The sequence below is a fragment of the Pseudomonas sp. Y5-11 genome (assembly GCF_022368695.1).
Lineage (GTDB): Bacteria > Pseudomonadota > Gammaproteobacteria > Pseudomonadales > Pseudomonadaceae > Aquipseudomonas > Aquipseudomonas parakoreensis.
In genome coordinates this window covers 603,920-623,997 of the sequence record NZ_CP058974.1, presented here as the reverse complement: position 1 = coordinate 623,997, position 20,078 = coordinate 603,920, and the positions used below count along the sequence as shown (strand labels likewise).

Below are 20,078 nucleotides of genomic sequence, written 5' to 3'. Positions count from 1 at the left end.
AGCGGCTTTCAGACCAACTCTTTGAGCCGATGCCACAACATCCCCAACGCCAGCAACGGCGAACGCAAATGCTTGCCGCCGGGGAAAGTGATGTGCGGCACCTTGGCAAACAGTTCAAAGCCGCCGCTGTGCTGCCCGCTGATCGCCTCGGCCAGCAGCTTGCCGGCCAAGTGCGTGGCATTAACCCCGTGCCCGGAATAGGCTTGGGCGTAATACACGTTCGGCTGGTCTTTGAGTCGGCCAATCTGCGGCAGCCGGTTGGCACCGATGCCGATCATCCCGCCCCATTGATAGTCGATCTTCACGCCTGCCAGTTGTGGAAACACTTCGAGCATCTTCGGTTGCATGTAGGCGCCGATGTCCTTCGGATCACGCCCGGAATAATGGCAGGCACCGCCGAACAGCAGGCGCCGATCCGCCGAGAGCCGGTAGTAATCCAGCGCCACCCGCTGGTCGCAGACCGCCATGTTTTGCGGCAGCAGGCTGTGCGCCTGGGTTTCGCTCAACGGTTCGGTGGCGATGATGTAGCTGCCGGCCGGGAGCACTTTGCCGCTGAGTTGCGGATTGAGGTCGTTGAGGTAAGCGTTGCAGCCCAGCACCAGGGTTTTCGCCCGCACTGAACCTTGAGCGGTGTGGACGCGAACTTCGGTGCCGTAATCGATCCGCGTCACCGCCGATTGCTCGAACAGCTTCACACCCAATTGCTGTGCGGCAGCGGCTTCACCCAGCGCCAGGTTCAGCGGGTGCAAATGCCCGGAACCCATGTCGATCAAGCCGCCGACATAGCGTTTGGAGCCGACCACGGTGTGCATTTCATCCGCTTGCAGCAGGCGGGTTTGGTAGCGATAGCCGAGGCTGCGCAGTTCTTCGGCGTCTTCGGCAAAGCCTTCGAGATCGGCCGGTTTGTTGGCGAGGTCGCAATAGCCCCAGGTCAGATCGCAAGGGATCTGAAAGCGCTCGACGCGCTGGCGGACGATTTCAACTGCTTCCAGGCCCATCAGTTTCATCTGGCGTACACCGTCAGCGCCGATGACGTTGCTGAACTGTTCGAGACCGTGGCCGACCCCGCGAATCAACTGTCCGCCGTTGCGGCCACTGGCGCCCCAGCCGATCCGGTGCGCTTCCAGCAACACCACGCTGAGGCCGCGTTCTGCCAGCTCCAGCGCGGTGTTCAGCCCGGAGAAGCCGCCGCCGACCACGCACACGTCCGCCGTCAGCTCGCCTTGCAGCGCCGGATGGTCAGGCTGCGGAAGGCTGCTGGCGGCGTAGTAAGAGGCAACGTGGGGTTGGCTCGCGAAGGTTCGGGCGCGGGCATTCATGGGCATCATCCAACGGCTGAGTGTCGAGAAAATTTGACGGAGCATAAGCCGCACCGCCGAAGGCCGGCAACACTGGTCGGCCGTTGCTGTCTGGATCACGGCTTTTGCGGCACAATTGCCGCCTATTTCATGTGGGTTACCGTTTCGATGAGTTGCAATCGCCAGACCCTTCGCGACCTGCGTCAGCAGATCCCCACGTTCGACTGCGTGCCGGGCTGTCACGATTGCTGCGGGCCGGTGACGACCTCGCCGGAAGAGATGTCGCGACTGCCGCGCAAGACCCGCGCCGAGCAGGATGCGGCGATGGAAGAGCTGAACTGTGTGCACCTGGGGTCCAATGGTTGCACGGTGTATGGCGAGCGGCCGTTGATTTGTCGCTTGTTCGGTACCACCAAAACCCTGCCGTGCCCGAACGGGCGCGGGCCGGTGGAGCTGATTCATCCACGGGTGGAAAAGCAGATCTTCGAGTACATGGCTTCGAACCGGCAGGTGCTGGTTTAGCGGGTTCACTCGCAACCGAGCTGACGCCTTCGCGAGCAGGCTCGCTCCCACATTTGAAATGCATTCCCCTGTGGGAGCGAGCCTGCTCGCGAATGGAGCGATGCCAATCTTCAGTCCGGAATCGGCAGGCTCAGGCTCTCCTTCACCTCTTCCATCACGATATAGCTTTTGGACTCACGCACATGCGGCAGTTTCAACAGAATGTCGCCCAGCAGTTTGCGGTACGAGGCCATCTCGGAAATCCGCGCCTTCACCAGATAGTCGAAATCCCCTGACACCAGGTGGCATTCCAGCACGTGCGGCAGCTTCAGCACCGCGCGGCGGAACTCCTCGAACGTGTCGCCGGATTTGTAGTCGAGGCTGATCTCGACGAACACCAGCAGGCTACCCTTCAAGTGCTGCGGATTCAGGCGGGCGTTGTAGCCCATGATGATCCCCTCACGCTCCAGCCGTCGCACCCGCTCAGTGCACGGCGTGGTGGACAAACCGACCTTCTCCCCGAGTTCGGTAAACGATATGCGCCCGTCTGCCTGCAGGATCCGCAAGATGTTGCGGTCGATCTTGTCCAGCTCACGTTTGGTCTGAGTGTTGGTACGCATAGGGGATGCGCCTCCGTGAAAAGGGTTTTTGCCGAGAATTGTCGCCAAATATAGGCGCTTATATAGTGAAATGCACTGGCCATTCTTTTTTACACTGCGCGCATCATTGCTCTAACAACAGACGTACGCGGCCCTGCCGCGATGAGGGATACAAAAATGCGCGTAATGGTCTTGGGTAGCGGCGTCATCGGTACCGCCAGTGCTTACTATCTGGCCCGTGCCGGGTTTGAAGTGGTGGTGGTCGACCGGCAGCCAGCCGTGGCCATGGAGACCAGTTTCGCCAACGCCGGCCAGGTGTCGCCGGGTTATGCCTCGCCGTGGGCCGCGCCGGGCGTGCCGCTCAAGGCCATCAAATGGCTGCTGCAGCGCCACGCGCCGCTGGCGATCAAGGCCACCGCTGACATTGACCAGTACCTGTGGATGGCGCAGATGCTGCGCAACTGCACTGCCAGCCGTTACGCGGTGAACAAGGAGCGCATGGTGCGTCTGTCCGAGTACAGCCGCGACTGCCTCGACGAACTGCGCGCCGAAACCGGCATCGCCTACGAAGGCCGCAGCCTCGGCACCACGCAACTGTTCCGCACCCAGGCGCAGCTGGATGGCGCCGCCAAAGACATCGCCGTGTTGAAAGAATCCGGCGTGCCGTTTGAAGTCCTCGACCGCGCCGGCATTGCCCGCGTCGAGCCGGCGCTGGCCAATGTCACCGATATCCTCGCCGGCGCCTTGCGTCTGCCGAACGACCAGACGGGCGACTGCCAGATGTTCACCACGCGTCTGGCGGAAATGGCCGTGAAACTCGGTGTGGAATTCCGCTTCGGTCAGGACATCCAGCGCCTCGACTACGCTGGCGACCGCATCAACGGCGTGTGGATCGACGGCAAGCTGGAAACCGCCGACCGCTATGTGCTGGCCCTCGGCAGCTACTCGCCGCAGTTGCTCAAGCCGCTGGGCATCAAGGCCCCGGTGTATCCGCTCAAGGGCTACTCGCTGACCGTGCCGATCACCAACCCGGACATGGCCCCGACTTCGACCATTCTCGACGAGACCTACAAGGTCGCGATCACCCGTTTCGACAACCGCATCCGCGTCGGCGGCATGGCGGAAATCGCCGGTTTTGACCTGTCGCTCAACCCGCGTCGGCGCGAAACCCTGGAGATGATCGTCAACGACCTTTATCCTCAGGGCGGCAATCTGGCCGAGGCGAGCTTCTGGACCGGTTTGCGTCCGACCACGCCGGACGGTACACCAATCGTGGGTGCCACACCGTTCAAGAACCTGTTCCTCAACACCGGTCACGGCACCCTGGGTTGGACCATGGCGTGTGGTTCCGGTCGTTTGCTGGCCGATCTGATGGCGAAGAAAAAGCCGCAGATCAGCGCCGAAGGCCTCGATATTTCCCGTTACGGCAACAAGCCTCAGGAGTCCGCAAAACATGGCAATCCAGCGCCAGCTCACCAATGAGCGCATGAGTCAGATCGTTACCCACAACGGCACCGTGTATCTGGCCGGTCAGGTCGGCGATGACTTCAACGCCGGGGTCGAACAGCAGACCCGCGACGTGCTCGCCAACATCGAGCGTTTGCTGGATCTGGCAGGGACTGACAAGCAGCATCTGCTGTCGGCGACGATCTACCTGAACGACATCGAGGCGCACTTTGCCGGGATGAACTCGGTGTGGGATCAGTGGCTGCCCAAAGGCGCCGCCCCGGCCCGCGCCACCGTCGAAGCGAAGATGGCCAAGCCGAGCATCCTGGTCGAGATTTCCATCGTCGCCGCGTTGCCGTAACCGTTTCAAAGATCCCTCTCCCGGCGCTGTTGGCGGTTCACGCCGTCAGCCAGCGCCGGTTTTTATTCCCATGACCGCCTAGAAGTCTGCCGCCATGCGTCCTGCCCGTGCCCTGATCGACCTAGAAGCCCTGCGCCACAACTACCGAATTGCCCGCGAAGTCACTGGCGCCAAGGCGCTGGCGGTGATCAAGGCTGATGCCTACGGGCACGGCGCGGTGCGTTGCGCCCAGGCGCTGGAAGCCGAGGCCGACGGGTTCGCCGTCGCCTGCATCGAAGAAGCACTGGAGCTGCGCGCGGCGGGCATCAAGGCCCCGGTGCTGTTGCTCGAAGGCATTTTCGAAGCCGATGAACTGGCGCTGATCGTCGAGCATGATTTCTGGTGCGTGGTGCATTCGTTGTGGCAGCTCGAAGCCATCGAGCAGGCGGCATTGAGCAAACCGATCACCGTGTGGTTGAAGCTCGATTCCGGGATGCACCGTGTGGGTCTGCATCCGAAGGATTACGCGGCGGCCTATCAGCGCCTGCTGGCCAGCGGCAAAGTGGCGAAGATCGTGCTGATGAGCCACTTCGCCCGCGCCGATGAGTTGCACGAGCAGAGCAGCGCCGATCAGGTCGCGGTGTTCGAAGCGGCGCGTCAGGGCCTGACGGCCGAAGTCAGCCTGCGCAACTCGCCGGCGGTGCTCGGTTGGCCGCAGATCCCCAGCGACTGGGTACGCCCGGGCATCATGCTCTATGGCGCCACCCCGTTCGAAGAAGCCAACGCCGTGGCCGAGCGCCTGCAACCGGTGATGACCCTCGAATCGAAAGTCATCTGCGTGCGTGAATTGCCCGCCGGCGAGCCGATCGGCTACGGCGCCAAATTCATTACCGACAAGCCGATGCGCATCGGCGTGGTGGCCATGGGGTATGCCGACGGCTACCCGCGTCAGGCACCGACCGGCACGCCAGTGCTGGTGGCCGGTAAACGCAGCCGGATTCTTGGCCGTGTGTCGATGGACATGCTGTGCATCGACCTCACTGAGGTGCCGGAAGCCGACCTCGGTTCGACCGTCGAGCTGTGGGGCAAAAACATCCTCGCCAGCGAAGTGGCGCAGTGGGCGGACACCATTCCGTACCAGATCTTCTGCAACCTGCGTCGGGTGCCAAGGCTCTATTCCGAGGGTTAACGCCGCTGCGGGGGCCAAGTGTTGTAAATACTGAACGCTGTCGCCATGATAACGCTCAATATTCTTACAACATCAGGAGGCTCCCGCCTTGGACGTCGGTGAACGACTGCAATCGATCCGCAAGCTCAAAGGGCTTTCCCAGCGTGAACTCGCCAAACGCGCGGGCGTCACCAACAGCACCATTTCGATGATCGAAAAGAACAGCGTCAGCCCTTCGATCAGTTCGCTGAGGAAGGTACTGGGCGGGATTCCCATGTCCATGGTCGAGTTCTTTTCCGAAGAAATCCTGCAGGAAGTCCCGACCCAGATCGTCTACAAGGCCAACGAGCTGATCGACATCTCCGACGGCGCGGTGACCATGAAGCTGGTCGGCCGCGCGCACCCGAGCCGGGCCATCGCATTCCTCAACGAAATCTACCCGCCCGGCGCCGATACCGGCGAAGAAATGCTCACCCATGAAGGCGAGGAAACCGGGATTCTGGTGGAAGGTCGTCTGGAGCTGGTGGTGGGGCTGGAAACTTTTATTCTCGAAGCCGGCGACAGCTACTATTTTGAAAGTACCAAGCCGCACCGTTTCCGTAATCCGTTCGACGCGCCTGCGCGACTAATCAGCGCAGCCACGCCGGCGAATTTTTAAACACAGAGGCGCCAGGCCATGACGGCGAAGGCATCCGAAGAGTTTTTCCACTGCGCGGTATAACCCCTTCGACTATGGGGTTGTTTCAGTGTGGCGGGCTACCCGCTATACTTGCGCCCGCCTGCGAACCGTGGCCGCAGGCGTGAATAGCCACCATTGAGGGTGAACGCGTGAACCTAATTATGAAAATGCTGGCCGCACCAGCAACCGTACTGGCCCTCTGGGCTGTCAGCGCTCAAGCTGCGACGAATGACGACATTGCCAAGCGCCTCGAGCCAGTGGGCCAGGTGTGCGTTCAGGGGCAGGAATGCAAAGGAATGGAAGTCGCTGCCTCTGCGGGCGGCGGCGGTGGTGCGAAGACCCCGGATGAAGTGATTGCAAAACATTGCAACGCTTGCCACGGCACTGGTTTGTTGGGCGCCCCGAAAATTGGTGACACCGCCGCCTGGAAAGACCGCGCCGATCATCAGGGCGGCCTCGACGGCATCCTGGCCAAAGCCATCACCGGCATCAACTCCATGCCGCCGAAAGGCACTTGCGCCGATTGCTCGGATGACGAGTTGAAAGGCGCGATCCAGAAGATGTCCGGCCTGAAATAAGCCGCGCTTCTGACGAAAAAAACCGTCTTCGGACGGTTTTTTTGTGCCTGCGATTCGCGACCTGGGCTGTCCTTTGCAGCAAAGTCGAGGCAAGCTCGGTCTACCTCTATTCACGGAACGGGCAGGAGGCTTCAGATGGTGCAGTTGTGTTCGATCGAACAGGCAGTGGACGAGGTGCTCGCACGCTTGCCGGCGCATATCCACATGGGCATGCCGCTGGGGCTGGGCAAGCCCAATCACTTCGTCAACGCGCTGTACCGGCGCATCAAAGGCCTGCCCGAACGGCAACTGACGATGTACACCGCGCTGTGCCTGGGGCGGCCGACGCTGGGCGACGGTCTGCAGAAGCGCTTCATCGAACCCTTCGTCGAGCGTGTATTCGGTGATTACCCCGAATTCGATTTCCTCGCCGACCTGCGCCGCGACAGCCTGCCCGCCAACATCCGCATCGAACAGTTCTTCATGCAGCCCGGCAGCCTGCTCAACAGTGCACCGGCCCAGCAGGATTACGTCAGCAGCAACTACAGCCATGCCGCCCGCGACATCAATGCCGCCGGCCTCAATCTGGTGGCGCAGTTACTTGCCAGCAGCAGCGAACATCCTGATCGGTTGAGCCTGAGCTGCAACCCGGACATCACCCTCGACCTGCTGCCGATGATCGCCAAGCGCCGCGATGCCGGGGAGACCATTCTGCTGGTCGGCCAGGTGCACATCGATTTGCCGTACATGCCCGGCGATGCCGAAGTCGATATCGACACCTTCGACCTGCTGATCGACGCGAAGGACAGCAGCACGCTGTTTTCCACGCCGAACATGCCGGTGGGCTTTCAGGATCATTTCATCGGTTTGCACGCCAGCACGCTGGTGCGCGACGGCGGCACCTTGCAGATCGGCATCGGCTCGATGGGCGATGCGCTGACCGCCGCACTGCTGGCACGGCAGGCGGACAACGCCGGTTATCAGGCCCTGCTCAATGACATCAATCTCAGCCAGTGGGCGCAATTGATCGAACGCGAGGGCGGCACTACGCCATTCGCCAAAGGCCTGTATGGCTGCAGCGAAATGTTCGTCAACGGTCTGCTGGTGCTGGCCGATGCCGGGATCATCCGGCGCAAAGTCTATCCCGACGTGCAGACTCAGGAGCAGGCCAACGCCGGCACCCTCGATGAAGCGGCGCAGACCGATGGCATCTCGGTGCACGGTGGCTTCTTCCTCGGCCCGCGCAGTTTCTACGAGCGCCTGCGCGAGCTGCCGCAGAGCAAGCGCCTCGAATTCAACATGACCGGCATCAGCTACATCAACGAGCTGTACGGTCAGGAAGAGCTCAAGCGCTTGCAGCGCCTCGATGCCCGGTTCATCAACACCGTGTTCACCATGACCCTGATGGGCGCGGGTGTGGCCGATCAACTGGAAGACGGGCGGGTGCTCAGCGGGGTTGGCGGGCAATACAACTTCGTCGCCCAAGGCCACGCGCTGCACGATGCGCGCTCGATTCTGATCCTGCGCAGCTGGCGCGAGTCCGGCGGCGAGGTCAGTTCGAACATTGTCTGGGAGTACGGCCACTGCACGATTCCACGGCACCTGCGTGACATCGTGGTCACCGAGTACGGCATCGCCGACCTGCGCGGCAAGGCCGATGCGGCGGTGATCGAGTCGTTGCTCAATATCAGCGATTCACGCTTCCAGCTGGGGTTGATCGAGCAGGCACAGAAGGTCGGCAAGCTGCCGAAGGACTTCCGCCTCGATCCGCGATTTGCCGACAACACCCCGCAACGCTTGCAGGCCATTGCCGCAAAGCATCCGAACCTGTTTCCGGAGTATCCGCTGGGTTGTGATTTCACCGCGATCGAGCGCGATCTGTTACGAGCGCTGAACTGGCTGAAGAGCAAGTTCAAGCTGAGCGAGATCCTGGAATTGGGCAAGGCTGCGCTGGATGCGCCGGAGGCTTCGACGTTCCCCGAACACCTTGAACGTATGCAACTGACCAACCCGGAAGGCCTGAAGGAAGACCTGTTCCAGCGCCTGCTGCTCACCGGCCTGAAGGCTACCGCGCAATAACGGCCCAACCCAAAACCAACGGTGGGAGCGAGCCTGCTCGCGAAAACGGTGTATCAGACAACCAGGATGTCGACTGACACGGAGCATTCGCGAGCAGGCTCGCTCCCACAAAGATATTGCGGTGCGGTGTGGCTTTATTCGATGAAGGTCACGACGCCATCCTTCAGCGACTTCACGCGAGCCAGCGATTCAACGCGATAGCCCTGCGAGTCCAGCTCGGCACGCCCACCCTGGAATGACTTCTCGATCACGATGCCCAGACCGGCCACCGTGGCGCCAGCCTGTTTGATGATCGAAATCAGCGCCTGCGAAGCCTTACCGTTGGCCAGGAAGTCGTCGATGATCAGCACGCGGTCGCTGCTGGTCAGGTGACGCGGCGAGATGGCCACGGTGCTTTCGGTCTTCTTGGTGAACGAGTAAACGGTCGCCGACAGCAGGTTTTCGGTCAGGGTCAGGGACTGTTGCTTGCGGGCGAAGATCACCGGCACGCCGAGGTTCAGACCGGTCATGATCGCCGGGGCAATGCCCGAGGCTTCGATGGTGACGATCTTGGTGATGCCCGAATCCTTGAACAGCGTGGCGAATTCGTCGCCGATCAGCTTCATCAGGGCCGGGTCGATCTGGTGGTTCAGGAAGGCGTCGACCTTCAGGACCTGGTCGGAAAGCACGATGCCTTGTTCGCGGATTTTCTGGTGCAATGCTTCCATGAAGCTGTCCTCATTTGGCGCTTTGTGCGCCGAAGGTCTAGTAAAAAGTGGTCAATTCTAGCGCTTTAACATCGCGCGTATATCAGCCAGTGCGCTGTTGCCCCGCACGGCTTTGACTTCGGTCGGTGTGTCGTCGTTGCCTTCCCACGCCAGATCGTCCGGCGGCAGTTCATCGAGGAAGCGGCTGGGCGCGCAATCGATGATCTCGCCGTACTGTTTGCGTTTGGCTGCGAAGGTGAAGGCCAGGGTCTGACGCGCGCGGGTGATGCCCACGTAGGCCAGGCGGCGCTCCTCTTCGATGGTGTCGGCTTCGATGCTGGAGCGGTGCGGGAGGATTTCCTCTTCCATGCCCATGATGAACACGTAAGGGAATTCCAGGCCCTTGGACGCATGCAGGGTCATCATCTGCACGCCTTCGGCGCCGTCCTCTTCTTCCTGCTGACGCTCAAGCATGTCGCGCAGGACCAGTTTGCCGATGGCGTCTTCGACGGTCATCTCGCCGTCTTCGTCTTTTTCCAGGGTGTTCTTCAAGGCCTCGATCAGGAACCAGACGTTGCTCATCCGGTAGTCCGCAGCCTTGTCGCTGGAACTGTTGGTGCGCAGCCAGTTCTCGTAGTCGATGTCCATGACCATGCTGCGCAGGGCCGAGATCGGGTCTTCGCCGGCGCACTGTTCACGGACCTTGTCCATGAAGCGCTTGAAGCGCGACAGGCGATCGGTGAAGCGGCTGTCCAGATGCTCGCCCAGACCGATTTCGTCGGTGGCGGCGTACATCGAGATCTTGCGTTCGGTGGCGTAGTTGCCGAGCTTTTCCAGCGTCGTGGAACCGATTTCCCGGCGCGGCACGTTGATTACCCGCAGGAAGGCGTTGTCGTCATCCGGGTTCACGATCAGGCGGAAGTAGGCCATCAGGTCCTTCACTTCCTGACGCCCGAAGAAACTGTTGCCGCCGCTCAGGCGATACGGCACCTGGTGGTGCTGCAACTTCAGCTCGATCAGCTTGGCCTGGTAGTTGCCGCGATAGAGAATCGCGAAATCGCTGTACGGGCGGTCGGTGCGCAAGTGCAGGCTGAGGATTTCCATGGCCACGCGCTCGGCTTCGGCGTCCTCGTTGCGGCAGCGGATTACGCGGATCTCGTCGCCGTGGCCCATCTCACTCCACAGTTGCTTTTCGAATTCGTGCGGGTTGTTCGAAATCAGCACGTTGGCGCAGCGCAGGATGCGGCTGGTGGAGCGGTAGTTCTGCTCCAGCATCACCACTTTCAGCGACGGATAGTCGTCCTTGAGCAGCATCAGGTTTTCCGGCCGCGCGCCGCGCCAGGCGTAGATCGACTGGTCGTCGTCGCCCACCACGGTGAACTGGTTGCGCTTGCCGATCAGCATCTTCACCAGCAAGTACTGGCTGGCGTTGGTGTCCTGGTATTCGTCGACCAGCAGGTAACGCACCTTGTTCTGCCACTTTTCGAGAATGTCGGCGTGCTCTTCGAAGAGTTTTACCGGCAGCAGGATCAGGTCATCGAAGTCCACCGCGTTGAACGCCTTGAGCGTGCGCTGGTAGTGGGTGTAAACGATGGCAGCGGTCTGTTCCTTGGGATTGCGCGCGTTTTCCAGCGCCTGGGCCGGCAGGATCAGGTCGTTTTTCCAGGCGCCGATCATGTTCTTGATCTCGTCGACGCCGTCGTCGCCTGCGTATTCCTTCTGCATGATGTCGGTCATCAGGGCTTTGACGTCGGTCTCGTCGAAAATCGAGAAACCGGGTTTGTAGCCCAGCCGCGCATGCTCTTTGCGGATGATGTTCAGGCCCAGGTTGTGGAAGGTGCAGACCGTCAGGCCGCGACCTTCACCAGCGCGCAGCAGGGTGCCAACCCGCTCCTTCATTTCGCGCGCAGCCTTGTTGGTAAAGGTCATGGCGACGATGTACTGGGCGCGGATGCCGCAGTTCTGGATCAGGTGCGCGATCTTGCGCGTGATCACGCTGGTCTTGCCGGAGCCAGCGCCGGCGAGCACCAATAGAGGGCCGCCGACGTAGTTCACGGCTTCTTGCTGCCGGGGATTGAGTCGGGACATACGAAAATTCGGGAGTCGTTGACGAAATGGGCCGGCATTTTAACAGGCTCAGCGATTTGTGCTGCTCTCTCCGACTTGTGACGCACCACGCGATTCAAATTTGCCGGTTTTGTTACTTTCGCGGAGGATACACGGTGATTTTGCGGCTAATGTTCTCATTCGTGACACAAAATAACGTTCTGATAATCGTTGTCATTGAACATCGCAACGGCATAATGCCCCGCCCACATCATTGCAGAGTCTAGGGAGCTAGCTTGTCTACGCCTGTCGAACCCTTGCGTTTGCTGCTACTGGCCGAAGAGCCAGCGTGGACAGCGTTATTGCGCGAGTGTCTGGCTCCGATGGGGAGCGCGGCGGTGCTGATCAGCGCGCCGAGCTGGGAGTCGGTCAGCAGTCTGTTCGAAGACAATCGCCACGCGGTGTTGTTGACCGTTCCCGCATTGCAGCCGGCCCCGGGCCGTTGCAGCCTGCCGACGGTGTTGCTGCTGGAACACGAGCCGGCCAGCGCGCCGGTTGGCGTCAGCGACTGGCTGGTGTTCGACGCGCTCGACGCCGGCATGCTGCGCCGCTGCCTGCGCCACGTGCGTGAACGCGGCGTGCTGGAAAACACCCTGCAACGCCTCGCCGAACAGGATCCGCTGACCGGCATCGCCAACCGTCAGGGCTTCCAGACCCTGCTCGCGGCGCGTCTGGCGGAAAACGACGGCCGTGGCCTGGCCCTCGGGCATCTCGATCTCGACAACTTCCGCCACGCCAACGACGCCCTCGGCCATCAGGCCGGCGACCGGCTGATCCTGCAGGTCGTTGCGCGGCTGAAAAGTCAGCTCGAGGCCGGTGATCAACTGGCGCGGCTGGGCAGCGACGAATTTGCCTTGCTGATCGACACTCGCCGTGCGCCACAACGCGCCGAGTGGATGGCCGAACGCATCACCGAAGCCTTGTCCGAGCCGTATTGGGTCGATGGCGAAAGCCTGTTGATCGGCTCCAGCCTCGGCATCGCCCATGCCCGCGCACAAGGTGGCGCCGATCCGCTGATGTGGCATGCGCACATCGCCATGCAGCAGGCCAAGAGCACCCAGGGCTGCACGTTCCATATCTTCAACGAACGCATCAACCGCAACGCGCGGAGCATGGCCGACCTCGAAAGCGAACTGCGCCGGGCCTTGCGTCGTGATGAGCTGGAGCTGCACTACCAGCCACGGCTGAATCTGGCGGACGGACAAATCGTCGGCCTCGAAGCGCTGGTACGCTGGCGTCATGGCGAGCGTGGTCTGCTGCCGCCGAGCGAATTCGTGCCGCTGGCTGAACAAAGCGGTTTGATCGTGCCGCTGGGTTACTGGGTGATTTCCCGCGCCCTGCGTGACATGCAGGCGCTGCGCGAGCGCGGGCTGCCTGCGCTGCACATGGCAATCAACCTGTCATTCCGCCAGTTTCAGGACAGTCAGTTGCTGCCGACGCTCAGTCGGCTTATTGCCGAGCGTGGGGTCGAGGCGCAGTGGCTGGAATTCGAACTCACCGAAACCGCCGTGATGCGCCGCAGCGATCTGGTCAAACAGACCATGGATGCCCTCGGCCGCCTCGGCGTGCGCTTCTCGCTGGATGACTTCGGCACCGGGTTCTCATCGTTCGTGCACCTCAACAGCCTGCCGATCACCTTGCTGAAGATCGACAAGAGCTTCGTCGGCGGCATGGAGCAGCGCGAAGAGAACCGCAAACTGGTGCACGCAATGATCAACCTCGCGCACAACCTGCATCTGGAAGTGGTGGCCGAAGGCGTGGAATCACCGGAGCAGCTGGAGTTGTTGCGCGGGTTTGGCTGCGACCAGGTGCAGGGATATCTGATCAGCCGGCCGTTGCCGTTGGCGGAGTTGGTTGAGTACCTGACGTTTGGCTCAAGCCAGCAGGTTTCTGTGGAGGCCGTTTAAAAGATCGCAGCCTTCGGCAGCTCCTACACAAATCCCTGTAGGAGCTGCCGAAGGCTGCGATCTTTTGATCCTAATCTGCGCGAACGGCCTCAAACCTCTGTGACACAGGCTCCAGCCGGATCATCCGCTTCATCTTCCATTCAAACGCCAGCGTCAGGCTCACCGCCGCACACGCCAGCCCCAGCGCCAGCCCCCACCAGACGCCCGTTGGCCCCCAATGCAGGTGAAACGCCATCCACCACGCCGCCGGCGCGCCGATCAGCCAATAGCAACCGAGGCCGACCAGAAACGTGGTTTTAGCGTCCTTGAGTCCACGGATACAACCCATGGCAATCGTCTGTGTACCATCGAACAGCTCAAACCATGCCGCCACCGCCAGCAGGCTCACCGCCAGGCGGATCACCTCGGCAAACGCCGGGTCGTGGTGATCGAGGAACAACCCGACCAGTTGATTCGGCAACAGCCAGAACACCATGGCGAAACCCAGCATCACCACTGCGCCGAAGACGATGCCGACCCGGCCGGACATGCGTGCATCGCTCAGTTGCCCGGCGCCGTAGTGCTGGCCGACGCGCATGGTGATCGCATAAGACATCCCCGCCGGTACCATGAACGCTACCGAAACGATTTGCAGGGCAATCTGGTGTGCGCCCAGTTGCGTGCTGCCCATGGTGCCCATGCACAGCGCGGCGAAGGCGAACAAACCGACCTCCACGGCATAGGTGCCGCCAATCGGCAGGCCGAGTCGCCACAGTTCTTTCAGATACTGACGTTTTGGCCGCGACAGGCCGGCGCGCAACGGGTAAGCGTCGTAGGCCGGGTGCCGGCGGATGTGCCAGGCCAGCGCCAGCGCCATGCAGTTGGCAACGATTGCCGTGACCAGTCCGATGCCGGTCAGCCCCAGTTTCGGCAGGCCGAACAGGCCGGTGATCAGCGCGTAATTGAGCAGGAAGTTGGCCACGGTGCCGCCCAGGCTGATGACCATCACCGGCGTCGCCCGGCCGATCGCACTGGTAAAGCCGCGCAGGGCCATGAAGCTCAGATAGCCGGGCAGGGCAAAGGGCAGGGCGATGAGGAATTGCCCGGCGGCCTGGACGTTGGTTTCGGTTTGGCCGAACAGCAGTAACACCGGTTTCAGATTCCACAGCAGCAGCCCGGCGCCCAGCGCCATCAGCCATGCCAGCCATAATCCGGCCTGAGTCAGGCGGGCCGCGCCGATGATGTCACCGGCGCCCTGCCGGATCGCCACCAGGGTGCCGACCGCCGCGATCACGCCGATGCAGAAAATCGACACGAACGAATAACTTGCCGCGCCCAGTCCGCCACCGGCCAGCGCCTCGGGACTCAGGCGCGCCATCATCAGCGTGTCGGTCAGCACCATCAGCATGTGCGCCAACTGTGAAGCAATCAACGGCCCCGCCAGCCGCAGGATGGCCCAGAGTTCGGTACGCACAGGATGCTGCATGGTCATCACCACCCATTTATCAAAGGGAACACGAGACCGTCGATTCTCGGCGCTTGGCAGGGTTTGCACAAAAGGATAAAAAGGATGGGTGGCATGATTAAAACTCATCATGAGAACACCCCGTCGGGTTGACCGGATGCCGCTAGAGGAGCTTTGTGTATGTCCCGTCGTCTTCCACCCTTGTATGCCCTGCGCGCATTCGAAGCGGCGGCGCGGCACAGCTCGTTCACTCGGGCGGCCGAGGAGTTGTCGATTACCCAGAGTGCTGTCAGCCGGCACATCAAGACGCTGGAAGAGCATTTCGCCTGCAAGCTGTTTCACCGCAGCGGACGCAACCTGCAACTGACGGAATCGGCGCGGATGTTGTTGCCCGGCATTCGCGAGGGCTTTGCAGCCCTTGAGCGCGCCTGCAACACCTTGCGCACCGAGGACGACATCCTGCGCATGAAAGCGCCATCGACCCTGACCATGCGCTGGCTGCTGGCGCGACTCAGTCGTTTCCGTCATCTGCAACCGGGTAACGAAGTGCAATTGACCAGTGCGTGGATGGACGTGGATTCGGTGGATTTCAACAATGAGCCATTCGATTGCGCGGTACTGCTCAGTGACGGGCACTTCCCGCCGGACTGGGAGGCCAGCCTGCTGTTTCCCGAAGAACTGATCCCGGTCGGCGCGCCGAACCTGCTGAACGATCAACCCTGGGACGTGGCGCGGCTGGCCTCCACCGAGTTGCTGCACCCGACCCCGGACCGGCGTGACTGGCGCAGTTGGCTGGAGCATATGGGGCTGTCCGATCAGGTCTCGCTCAAGGGTGGGCAGGTGTTCGATACCCTCGAACTGGGCATGATCGCTGCCGCCCGTGGCTATGGGGTATCGATGGGGGATCTGCTGATGGTCGCCGAGGACGTCGCGCAAGGACGGTTGAGCCTGCCGTGGCCGACTGCCGTCGCCAGTGGCCTGAATTACTACCTGGTATGGCCGAAAACCCGTCCGGGAGGTGAACGTTTGCGCCGTCTCAGTGATTTTCTGCAAGGCGAAGTGCGCGCCATGGTGCTGCCGCAGGTCAAGCGCTTGAGCTGAAACGTTAGAGCCGCCACAATGCCGGCCTTGCGCCATAACCCCGCTATTTACTCAAGTATTCGGTTTAACCGCCGAAAATGAGCATGTGGGACCGTCGTGCCGGTCTCCACGATTCCACCCCCATATTAGAATTTTCCGAGCAGGTGCTGCGATCAAGGAGGATCCGGTGGCTCGGCCAGGAGCTGTTCATGTCTCAACCTCGCGCTCGGATCGCTTCGCAGCTGGGCCTCGCGCTCGCTGTGATATTGGCGATCGTCATCAGCGGCAGTACGGTATTCGCCCTGCGTTCGCTGGATTCCGCCAATCTCGCCACCCGTGAAGAACACCTCGCCAGTGAGGCGCGGCTGCTGGCTGACCAGTTGAGCACCTTCCACGGCACGCTGCGCGAGAGCACGCAGCGCCTGAGCGGGTTGTTCGAGAAGCGCTTCAGCGCGGGCCTGAGCATTCACCCGGATGAACCGGTGAACGTCGCCGGCACCCAGACCCCGGGCCTGCACCTGGGCAGTGAAGTGCTGAACAACAACTTCAAGGAAGTCGACGAGTTCAAGCAGATGACCGCTGGTGTCGCCACGCTGTTCGTGCGCAACGGCGAAGATTTCGTGCGCGTCAGCACCTCGCTGACCAAACAGGACGGCACGCGCGCCATCGGCACTTTGCTCGATCATGCGCACCCCGCCTATGCCAGGTTGATGGCGGGGCAGGGCTACGTCGGCCGTGCCTTGTTGTTCGATCGTTCCTACATGACCCAATACACCCCGGTGCGCGACAGCAGCGGCAAGGTGATTGCGGTGTTGTTCGTTGGTTTTGACTACACCGATGCGCAGAACGCCCAGTTTGCCAATCTCAAGCGTTTCCGCATCGGCCAGACTGGTTCGTTGGCGCTGCTGGATGAGCAGAATAAATGGCTGGTGGCGCCGGCCGGCGTGCAAGCGCTGGATCAGGCCGTTCCGGTGATCAAGGGGCTGGCGGCGAAACCGGGCAAGGGTGAGTTCTGGAGCGACACCTCTGAAGACTTTTACAGCATTGCTGTTCCGTTCGAGGGCGGGCCGTGGTCGGTGGTGGCGAGCATGCCGAAAACCGAGATCCGCGCGGTGACCTGGAGTGTCGGTACGCAACTGGCTATCGGCAGTCTGCTGGCGATGTTGTTGGCGGTCGGTTCGGTGGTCTGGCTGCTGCGCAGCAAACTGGCGCCATTGAGCGATCTGGTACGTCAGGCCGAAGCCTTGGGCGCCGGTGATCTGAGCGTGCGCCTGAACGTGTCGAGCAATGACGAGATCGGCCAGCTGTCCCGCGCGTTCAACCAGATGAGCCAGGCGCTGTCGACCATGGTCGAGCACATCCGCCGCGCTTCGCAAGAGGTCAACAGCCGCGCCCAGGCGCTGTCCGGTTTGTCCGGCGGTGCGTACGAAGGTATGGAACAACAATCGGGTGAAATCACCAGCATGGCCGGCGCGGTGGAAGAGTTCAGCGCCACTTCGCTGAACATTGCCGACAACATGGGCGCGACTCAGCGTCTGGCGCAGGAAAATGCCCAGCAAACGCAGATCGGTCGCAGCTCGATGGAAGAAGCTTCGTCCTCGCTGGAGCAAATCGCTGGCGCGCTGAACACCACGGCGTCCGTGATCAACACGCTGGGTCAACGCTCTCAGGAAATTGGCGGCATCGTCAGTGTGATCACTTCGATTGCCGAACAGACCAACCTGCTGGCGCTCAACGCGGCGATTGAAGCGGCGCGGGCCGGTGAACAGGGCCGTGGTTTTGCCGTGGTGGCTGATGAAGTGCGTAACCTGGCGTCGCGCACCCGTCAGGCGACCGATGAAATTTCCGGGATGATCCACAGCATCCAGCAGGAAACCGGCAACGCCATCAGCACAATGGAACAGGGCAATGTGCTGATGCAGGAAGGCCTGTCGCGCAACGCCAATGTGGCTTCGGCGCTGGCGCGGATCGATGAACAGAGCCGTTCGGCAGGGCAGCAGTTTGCGGCGATTACCACGGCGACGCAGGAGCAGAGCAGCACGGCGACGCTGCTCAGCAGCAATCTGCAGAGTATTGCGCTGGCCAACAGCGAGCAGCGTGAAGTGGTTTCCAACCTCGCGGTCACCGCCAAAGAGCTTGAAAAGCTGGCGGCGGATCTGCGTTCCGAGGTTGATCGCTTCCGTTGATACAGCCTTGATATAGCTTTCGCGAGCAGGCTCGCTCCCACAGTTTCCGGGGTCGCTCATAAATCGTTTGAGCACCCGAATACTCTGTGGGAGCGAGCCTGCTCGCGAATGCAACGCCGCCGATCCATGGCAAATCACTCCATATGTCTCTCATCTTTTCTTGCTGAAACGTTTCCGCAGCGCTATAAAAATGGCACAACTCCAATAAAGGCTGCAGCCATGACCCCGCTCAAACTCGCCGTTGCCCTCGGCGCACTCTCTGCTGCTTCCCACGCCATGGCTTGGGATTACGTACTCCTCGATACCAACAAGCCCGCGCAAAACTGGACGATCACCAGTGAGCAGCTCGGTGTGAAAACCGGCAAACCTTTCTCCATAAGCCTGCGCACCCTGCATGGTGGGCGACAGGAAGGTGTCAGCATCGTCGATATCGATAACGGCACGATGAAACTCTCGGTGGTGCCAACCCGTGGCATGAATGTCCTGCAGGCGTCTGTCGGCAACGTGCGCATGGGTTGGGATTCGCCGGTCAAGGACGTGGTCAACCCGGCCTTCATCGAACTCAATGGGCGCGGTGGTCTGGGCTGGCTGGAAGGCTTCAATGAACTGGTGACCCGCTGCGGTTACGAATGGGTCGGCCATCCCGGCATGGACAATGGCGAGTTGCTGACCCTGCACGGCCGCGCTGCCAATATCCCGGCCAGCAGCGTCACGCTGCACATTGATGAAAAACCGCCCTACGCCATCAGCCTGCGCGGCGAACTGAAAGAGCAGGCGTTCAAGAAAGTCGATTTTTCGGTGATGACCGAGCTTGTCACTGAGCCCGGCAGCACCCGTTTTGCCCTTAACGATACGCTGACCAATAACGGCGATTATCCGAAGGAATACCAGGCGCTGTACCACAGCAATTTCAGCACGCCATTCCTCGAGCAGGGCGCGCGGTTCGCAGCACCGGTGAAACAGGTCTCGCCCTTCAACGACAAGGCCAAAGCCGAGTTGGCCGACTGGCAGACCTATCGCGGGCCGACCAAGGACTATGACGAAACCGTCTACAACGTCATACCTTACGCCGACGCCAAAGGCGAAACCTTGACCGTGCTGCATGACAAGGCTGGCAGCCTCGGTGTCTCCGTCGGCTTCAATACCCGGCAGCTGCCGGTATTTTCTCTGTGGAAAAACACCGACACCCAAGGGCAGGGCTATGTCACGGGCCTTGAGCCGGGAACCAGTTTTTCCTACAACCGCCGCTATCAGCGTCCGCTGAACCTGGTACCGACCATTGCGCCAAAGGCCAGCCAACAGTTTCAGATCAGCTACAGCCTGCTGGCAGACAAAGGCGCTGTGGATAACGCGCTGAAGCGCGTGAGCGAAATCCAGGCCGGGCGTGAAACCGAAGTGCGACAGACGCCGCTGGTTGATCTGACCGAGCATTAAGGCGTCGCCGGGCGGTATTGCAGCGCTTCGGCCAGATGCTCACGGCTGATTGCATCGACTTGCTCAAGGTCTGCCAGGGTTCTGGCGACCTTGAGCAAACGGTGGGCTGAGCGCAGTGACAAGGTCAGCCGTTCGCAGGCTGACTCCAGCCATTTCTCATCGGCTGTGGATAACTGGCAGTGCCGCTTCAGGCCTGGCAGATCGAGGAACGCATTGGCACAACGCTGACGCTTTTGCTGGCGTTCGCGTGCCTCGGCCACCACGGCTGCCGCACTGGCGCTGTCCTCGCCTGGCTTCACTGCCGGATTCAACGCCGTCGCTTCCCGCGCGACCGTCAGGTGCAGATCGATCCGATCCAGCAACGGCCCCGATAGCTTGTTGCGGTAGCGCTGCACCATGTCCGGTGTGCACGAACATTTGCCGCTCGGCTCGCCAAGATATCCACACCGCGACCGGCAACATTACAACCTATGGACACCCCGTGACGCCTTTACAGTCGAGGGTTGTAAAGTGTTCAGTTGTGTCCATGGTAAGTTTACTAAAGCGTGGACAAAAATCCATAATTTGT

16 protein-coding genes and 1 pseudogene are annotated in these 20,078 nt (G+C 61.2%); 11 read left to right on the top strand and 6 right to left on the bottom strand.

From position 1 onward, the window contains the following. Positions 1-8: 8 nt before the first annotated feature. Complete coding sequence (locus HXW87_RS02810; RefSeq protein ID WP_239778405.1) at positions 9-1,319, bottom strand: FAD-binding oxidoreductase; 1,311 nt, start codon at positions 1,317-1,319, stop codon at positions 9-11. Positions 1,320-1,466: 147 nt separating this feature from the next. Here HXW87_RS02810 and HXW87_RS02805 point away from each other — a divergent pair, with 147 nt between their 5' ends. Beyond that, positions 1,467-1,820: a YkgJ family cysteine cluster protein gene (locus HXW87_RS02805; protein WP_047297503.1), complete on the top strand. Its 354-nt coding sequence runs from the start codon at positions 1,467-1,469 to the stop codon at positions 1,818-1,820. Between the two features lie 110 nt (positions 1,821-1,930). Here the strand turns inward: HXW87_RS02805 and HXW87_RS02800 are convergent, their stop codons facing one another. Next, on the bottom strand, positions 1,931-2,419 hold the full coding sequence (locus tag HXW87_RS02800) for an Lrp/AsnC ligand binding domain-containing protein (RefSeq protein WP_003177284.1): 489 nt from the start codon (positions 2,417-2,419) through the stop codon (positions 1,931-1,933). Between the two features lie 156 nt (positions 2,420-2,575). Here HXW87_RS02800 and dadA point away from each other — a divergent pair, with 156 nt between their 5' ends. The 6 genes from dadA to HXW87_RS02770 all read left to right on the top strand — a co-directional run bounded on the left by dadA (position 2,576) and on the right by HXW87_RS02770 (position 8,667). Beyond that, positions 2,576-3,880 (top strand): D-amino acid dehydrogenase, encoded by a 1,305-nt coding sequence (gene dadA / locus HXW87_RS02795; protein ID WP_025112723.1) that lies wholly within the window; start codon positions 2,576-2,578, stop codon positions 3,878-3,880. Continuing rightward, the gene (locus HXW87_RS02790; protein WP_041071962.1) at positions 3,852-4,205 is read left to right on the top strand and encodes a RidA family protein; all 354 of its coding nucleotides are present in this window, start codon (positions 3,852-3,854) and stop codon (positions 4,203-4,205) included. The genes dadA and HXW87_RS02790 overlap by 29 nt, the downstream gene beginning before the upstream one ends. A gap of 94 nt (positions 4,206-4,299) precedes the next feature. Further along, on the top strand, positions 4,300-5,373 hold the full coding sequence (gene alr / locus HXW87_RS02785; RefSeq protein ID WP_131670733.1) for an alanine racemase: 1,074 nt from the start codon (positions 4,300-4,302) through the stop codon (positions 5,371-5,373). 88 nt (positions 5,374-5,461) lie between these two features. Beyond that, the gene (locus HXW87_RS02780; RefSeq protein ID WP_007920393.1) at positions 5,462-6,010 is read left to right on the top strand and encodes a cupin domain-containing protein; all 549 of its coding nucleotides are present in this window, start codon (positions 5,462-5,464) and stop codon (positions 6,008-6,010) included. A gap of 182 nt (positions 6,011-6,192) precedes the next feature. Next, complete coding sequence (locus HXW87_RS02775; protein ID WP_041071964.1) at positions 6,193-6,609, top strand: c-type cytochrome; 417 nt, start codon at positions 6,193-6,195, stop codon at positions 6,607-6,609. Between the two features lie 135 nt (positions 6,610-6,744). After that, a complete protein-coding gene (locus HXW87_RS02770; protein ID WP_239778404.1) occupies positions 6,745-8,667 on the top strand; it encodes an acetyl-CoA hydrolase/transferase C-terminal domain-containing protein in 1,923 nt (640 codons plus the stop codon). A gap of 134 nt (positions 8,668-8,801) precedes the next feature. Here HXW87_RS02770 and HXW87_RS02765 read toward each other — a convergent pair whose 3' ends face one another. Then, a complete protein-coding gene (locus tag HXW87_RS02765) occupies positions 8,802-9,374 on the bottom strand; it encodes a xanthine phosphoribosyltransferase (protein WP_003229440.1) in 573 nt (190 codons plus the stop codon). Between the two features lie 57 nt (positions 9,375-9,431). Further along, a complete protein-coding gene (gene rep / locus HXW87_RS02760; RefSeq protein ID WP_027610430.1) occupies positions 9,432-11,441 on the bottom strand; it encodes a DNA helicase Rep in 2,010 nt (669 codons plus the stop codon). Between the two features lie 254 nt (positions 11,442-11,695). On the opposite strand from rep, the gene HXW87_RS02755 reads away from it, so the two are divergent. After that, the gene (locus HXW87_RS02755; RefSeq protein ID WP_239778403.1) at positions 11,696-13,366 is read left to right on the top strand and encodes a bifunctional diguanylate cyclase/phosphodiesterase; all 1,671 of its coding nucleotides are present in this window, start codon (positions 11,696-11,698) and stop codon (positions 13,364-13,366) included. A gap of 70 nt (positions 13,367-13,436) precedes the next feature. On the opposite strand, the gene HXW87_RS02750 is transcribed toward HXW87_RS02755, so the two are convergent. Further along, the gene (locus tag HXW87_RS02750) at positions 13,437-14,831 is read right to left on the bottom strand and encodes a NorM family multidrug efflux MATE transporter (protein ID WP_239778402.1); all 1,395 of its coding nucleotides are present in this window, start codon (positions 14,829-14,831) and stop codon (positions 13,437-13,439) included. A gap of 159 nt (positions 14,832-14,990) precedes the next feature. On the opposite strand from HXW87_RS02750, the gene HXW87_RS02745 reads away from it, so the two are divergent. The 3 genes from HXW87_RS02745 to HXW87_RS02735 all read left to right on the top strand — a co-directional run bounded on the left by HXW87_RS02745 (position 14,991) and on the right by HXW87_RS02735 (position 19,510). Continuing rightward, positions 14,991-15,911: a LysR substrate-binding domain-containing protein gene (locus tag HXW87_RS02745; protein WP_239778401.1), complete on the top strand. Its 921-nt coding sequence runs from the start codon at positions 14,991-14,993 to the stop codon at positions 15,909-15,911. A gap of 188 nt (positions 15,912-16,099) precedes the next feature. Beyond that, entirely contained in the window at positions 16,100-18,076 is a 1,977-nt protein-coding gene (locus HXW87_RS02740) for a methyl-accepting chemotaxis protein (RefSeq protein ID WP_239778400.1), read from the top strand. Between the two features lie 219 nt (positions 18,077-18,295). Continuing rightward, positions 18,296-19,510, top strand: coding sequence for an aldose 1-epimerase family protein (locus HXW87_RS02735; protein WP_239778399.1), 1,215 nt, complete (start codon positions 18,296-18,298; stop codon positions 19,508-19,510). On the opposite strand, the pseudogene HXW87_RS02730 reads toward HXW87_RS02735, so the two are convergent. Next, positions 19,507-19,956, bottom strand: a pseudogene (locus tag HXW87_RS02730) (ATP-binding protein); the annotation flags it as partial. The gene HXW87_RS02735 and the pseudogene HXW87_RS02730 overlap by 4 nt on opposite strands. Between the last annotated feature and the right edge of the window lie 122 nt (positions 19,957-20,078).

Excerpts from the sequence above, each read along its gene's own strand:
- HXW87_RS02810 (WP_239778405.1), bottom strand. The coding sequence starts at position 1,319 with ATGAATGCCCGCGCCCGAACCTTCGCGAGCCAACCCCACGTTGCCTCT.
- HXW87_RS02805 (WP_047297503.1), top strand. The coding sequence starts at position 1,467 with ATGAGTTGCAATCGCCAGACCCTTCGCGACCTGCGTCAGCAGATCCCC.
- HXW87_RS02800 (WP_003177284.1), bottom strand. The coding sequence starts at position 2,419 with ATGCGTACCAACACTCAGACCAAACGTGAGCTGGACAAGATCGACCGC.
- dadA (WP_025112723.1), top strand. The coding sequence starts at position 2,576 with ATGCGCGTAATGGTCTTGGGTAGCGGCGTCATCGGTACCGCCAGTGCT.
- HXW87_RS02790 (WP_041071962.1), top strand. The coding sequence starts at position 3,852 with ATGGCAATCCAGCGCCAGCTCACCAATGAGCGCATGAGTCAGATCGTT.
- alr (WP_131670733.1), top strand. The coding sequence starts at position 4,300 with ATGCGTCCTGCCCGTGCCCTGATCGACCTAGAAGCCCTGCGCCACAAC.
- HXW87_RS02775 (WP_041071964.1), top strand. The coding sequence starts at position 6,193 with ATGAAAATGCTGGCCGCACCAGCAACCGTACTGGCCCTCTGGGCTGTC.
- HXW87_RS02770 (WP_239778404.1), top strand. The coding sequence starts at position 6,745 with ATGGTGCAGTTGTGTTCGATCGAACAGGCAGTGGACGAGGTGCTCGCA.
- HXW87_RS02765 (WP_003229440.1), bottom strand. The coding sequence starts at position 9,374 with ATGGAAGCATTGCACCAGAAAATCCGCGAACAAGGCATCGTGCTTTCC.
- rep (WP_027610430.1), bottom strand. The coding sequence starts at position 11,441 with ATGTCCCGACTCAATCCCCGGCAGCAAGAAGCCGTGAACTACGTCGGC.
- HXW87_RS02750 (WP_239778402.1), bottom strand. The coding sequence starts at position 14,831 with ATGCAGCATCCTGTGCGTACCGAACTCTGGGCCATCCTGCGGCTGGCG.
- HXW87_RS02745 (WP_239778401.1), top strand. The coding sequence starts at position 14,991 with ATGTCCCGTCGTCTTCCACCCTTGTATGCCCTGCGCGCATTCGAAGCG.
- HXW87_RS02740 (WP_239778400.1), top strand. The coding sequence starts at position 16,100 with ATGTCTCAACCTCGCGCTCGGATCGCTTCGCAGCTGGGCCTCGCGCTC.
- HXW87_RS02735 (WP_239778399.1), top strand. The coding sequence starts at position 18,296 with ATGACCCCGCTCAAACTCGCCGTTGCCCTCGGCGCACTCTCTGCTGCT.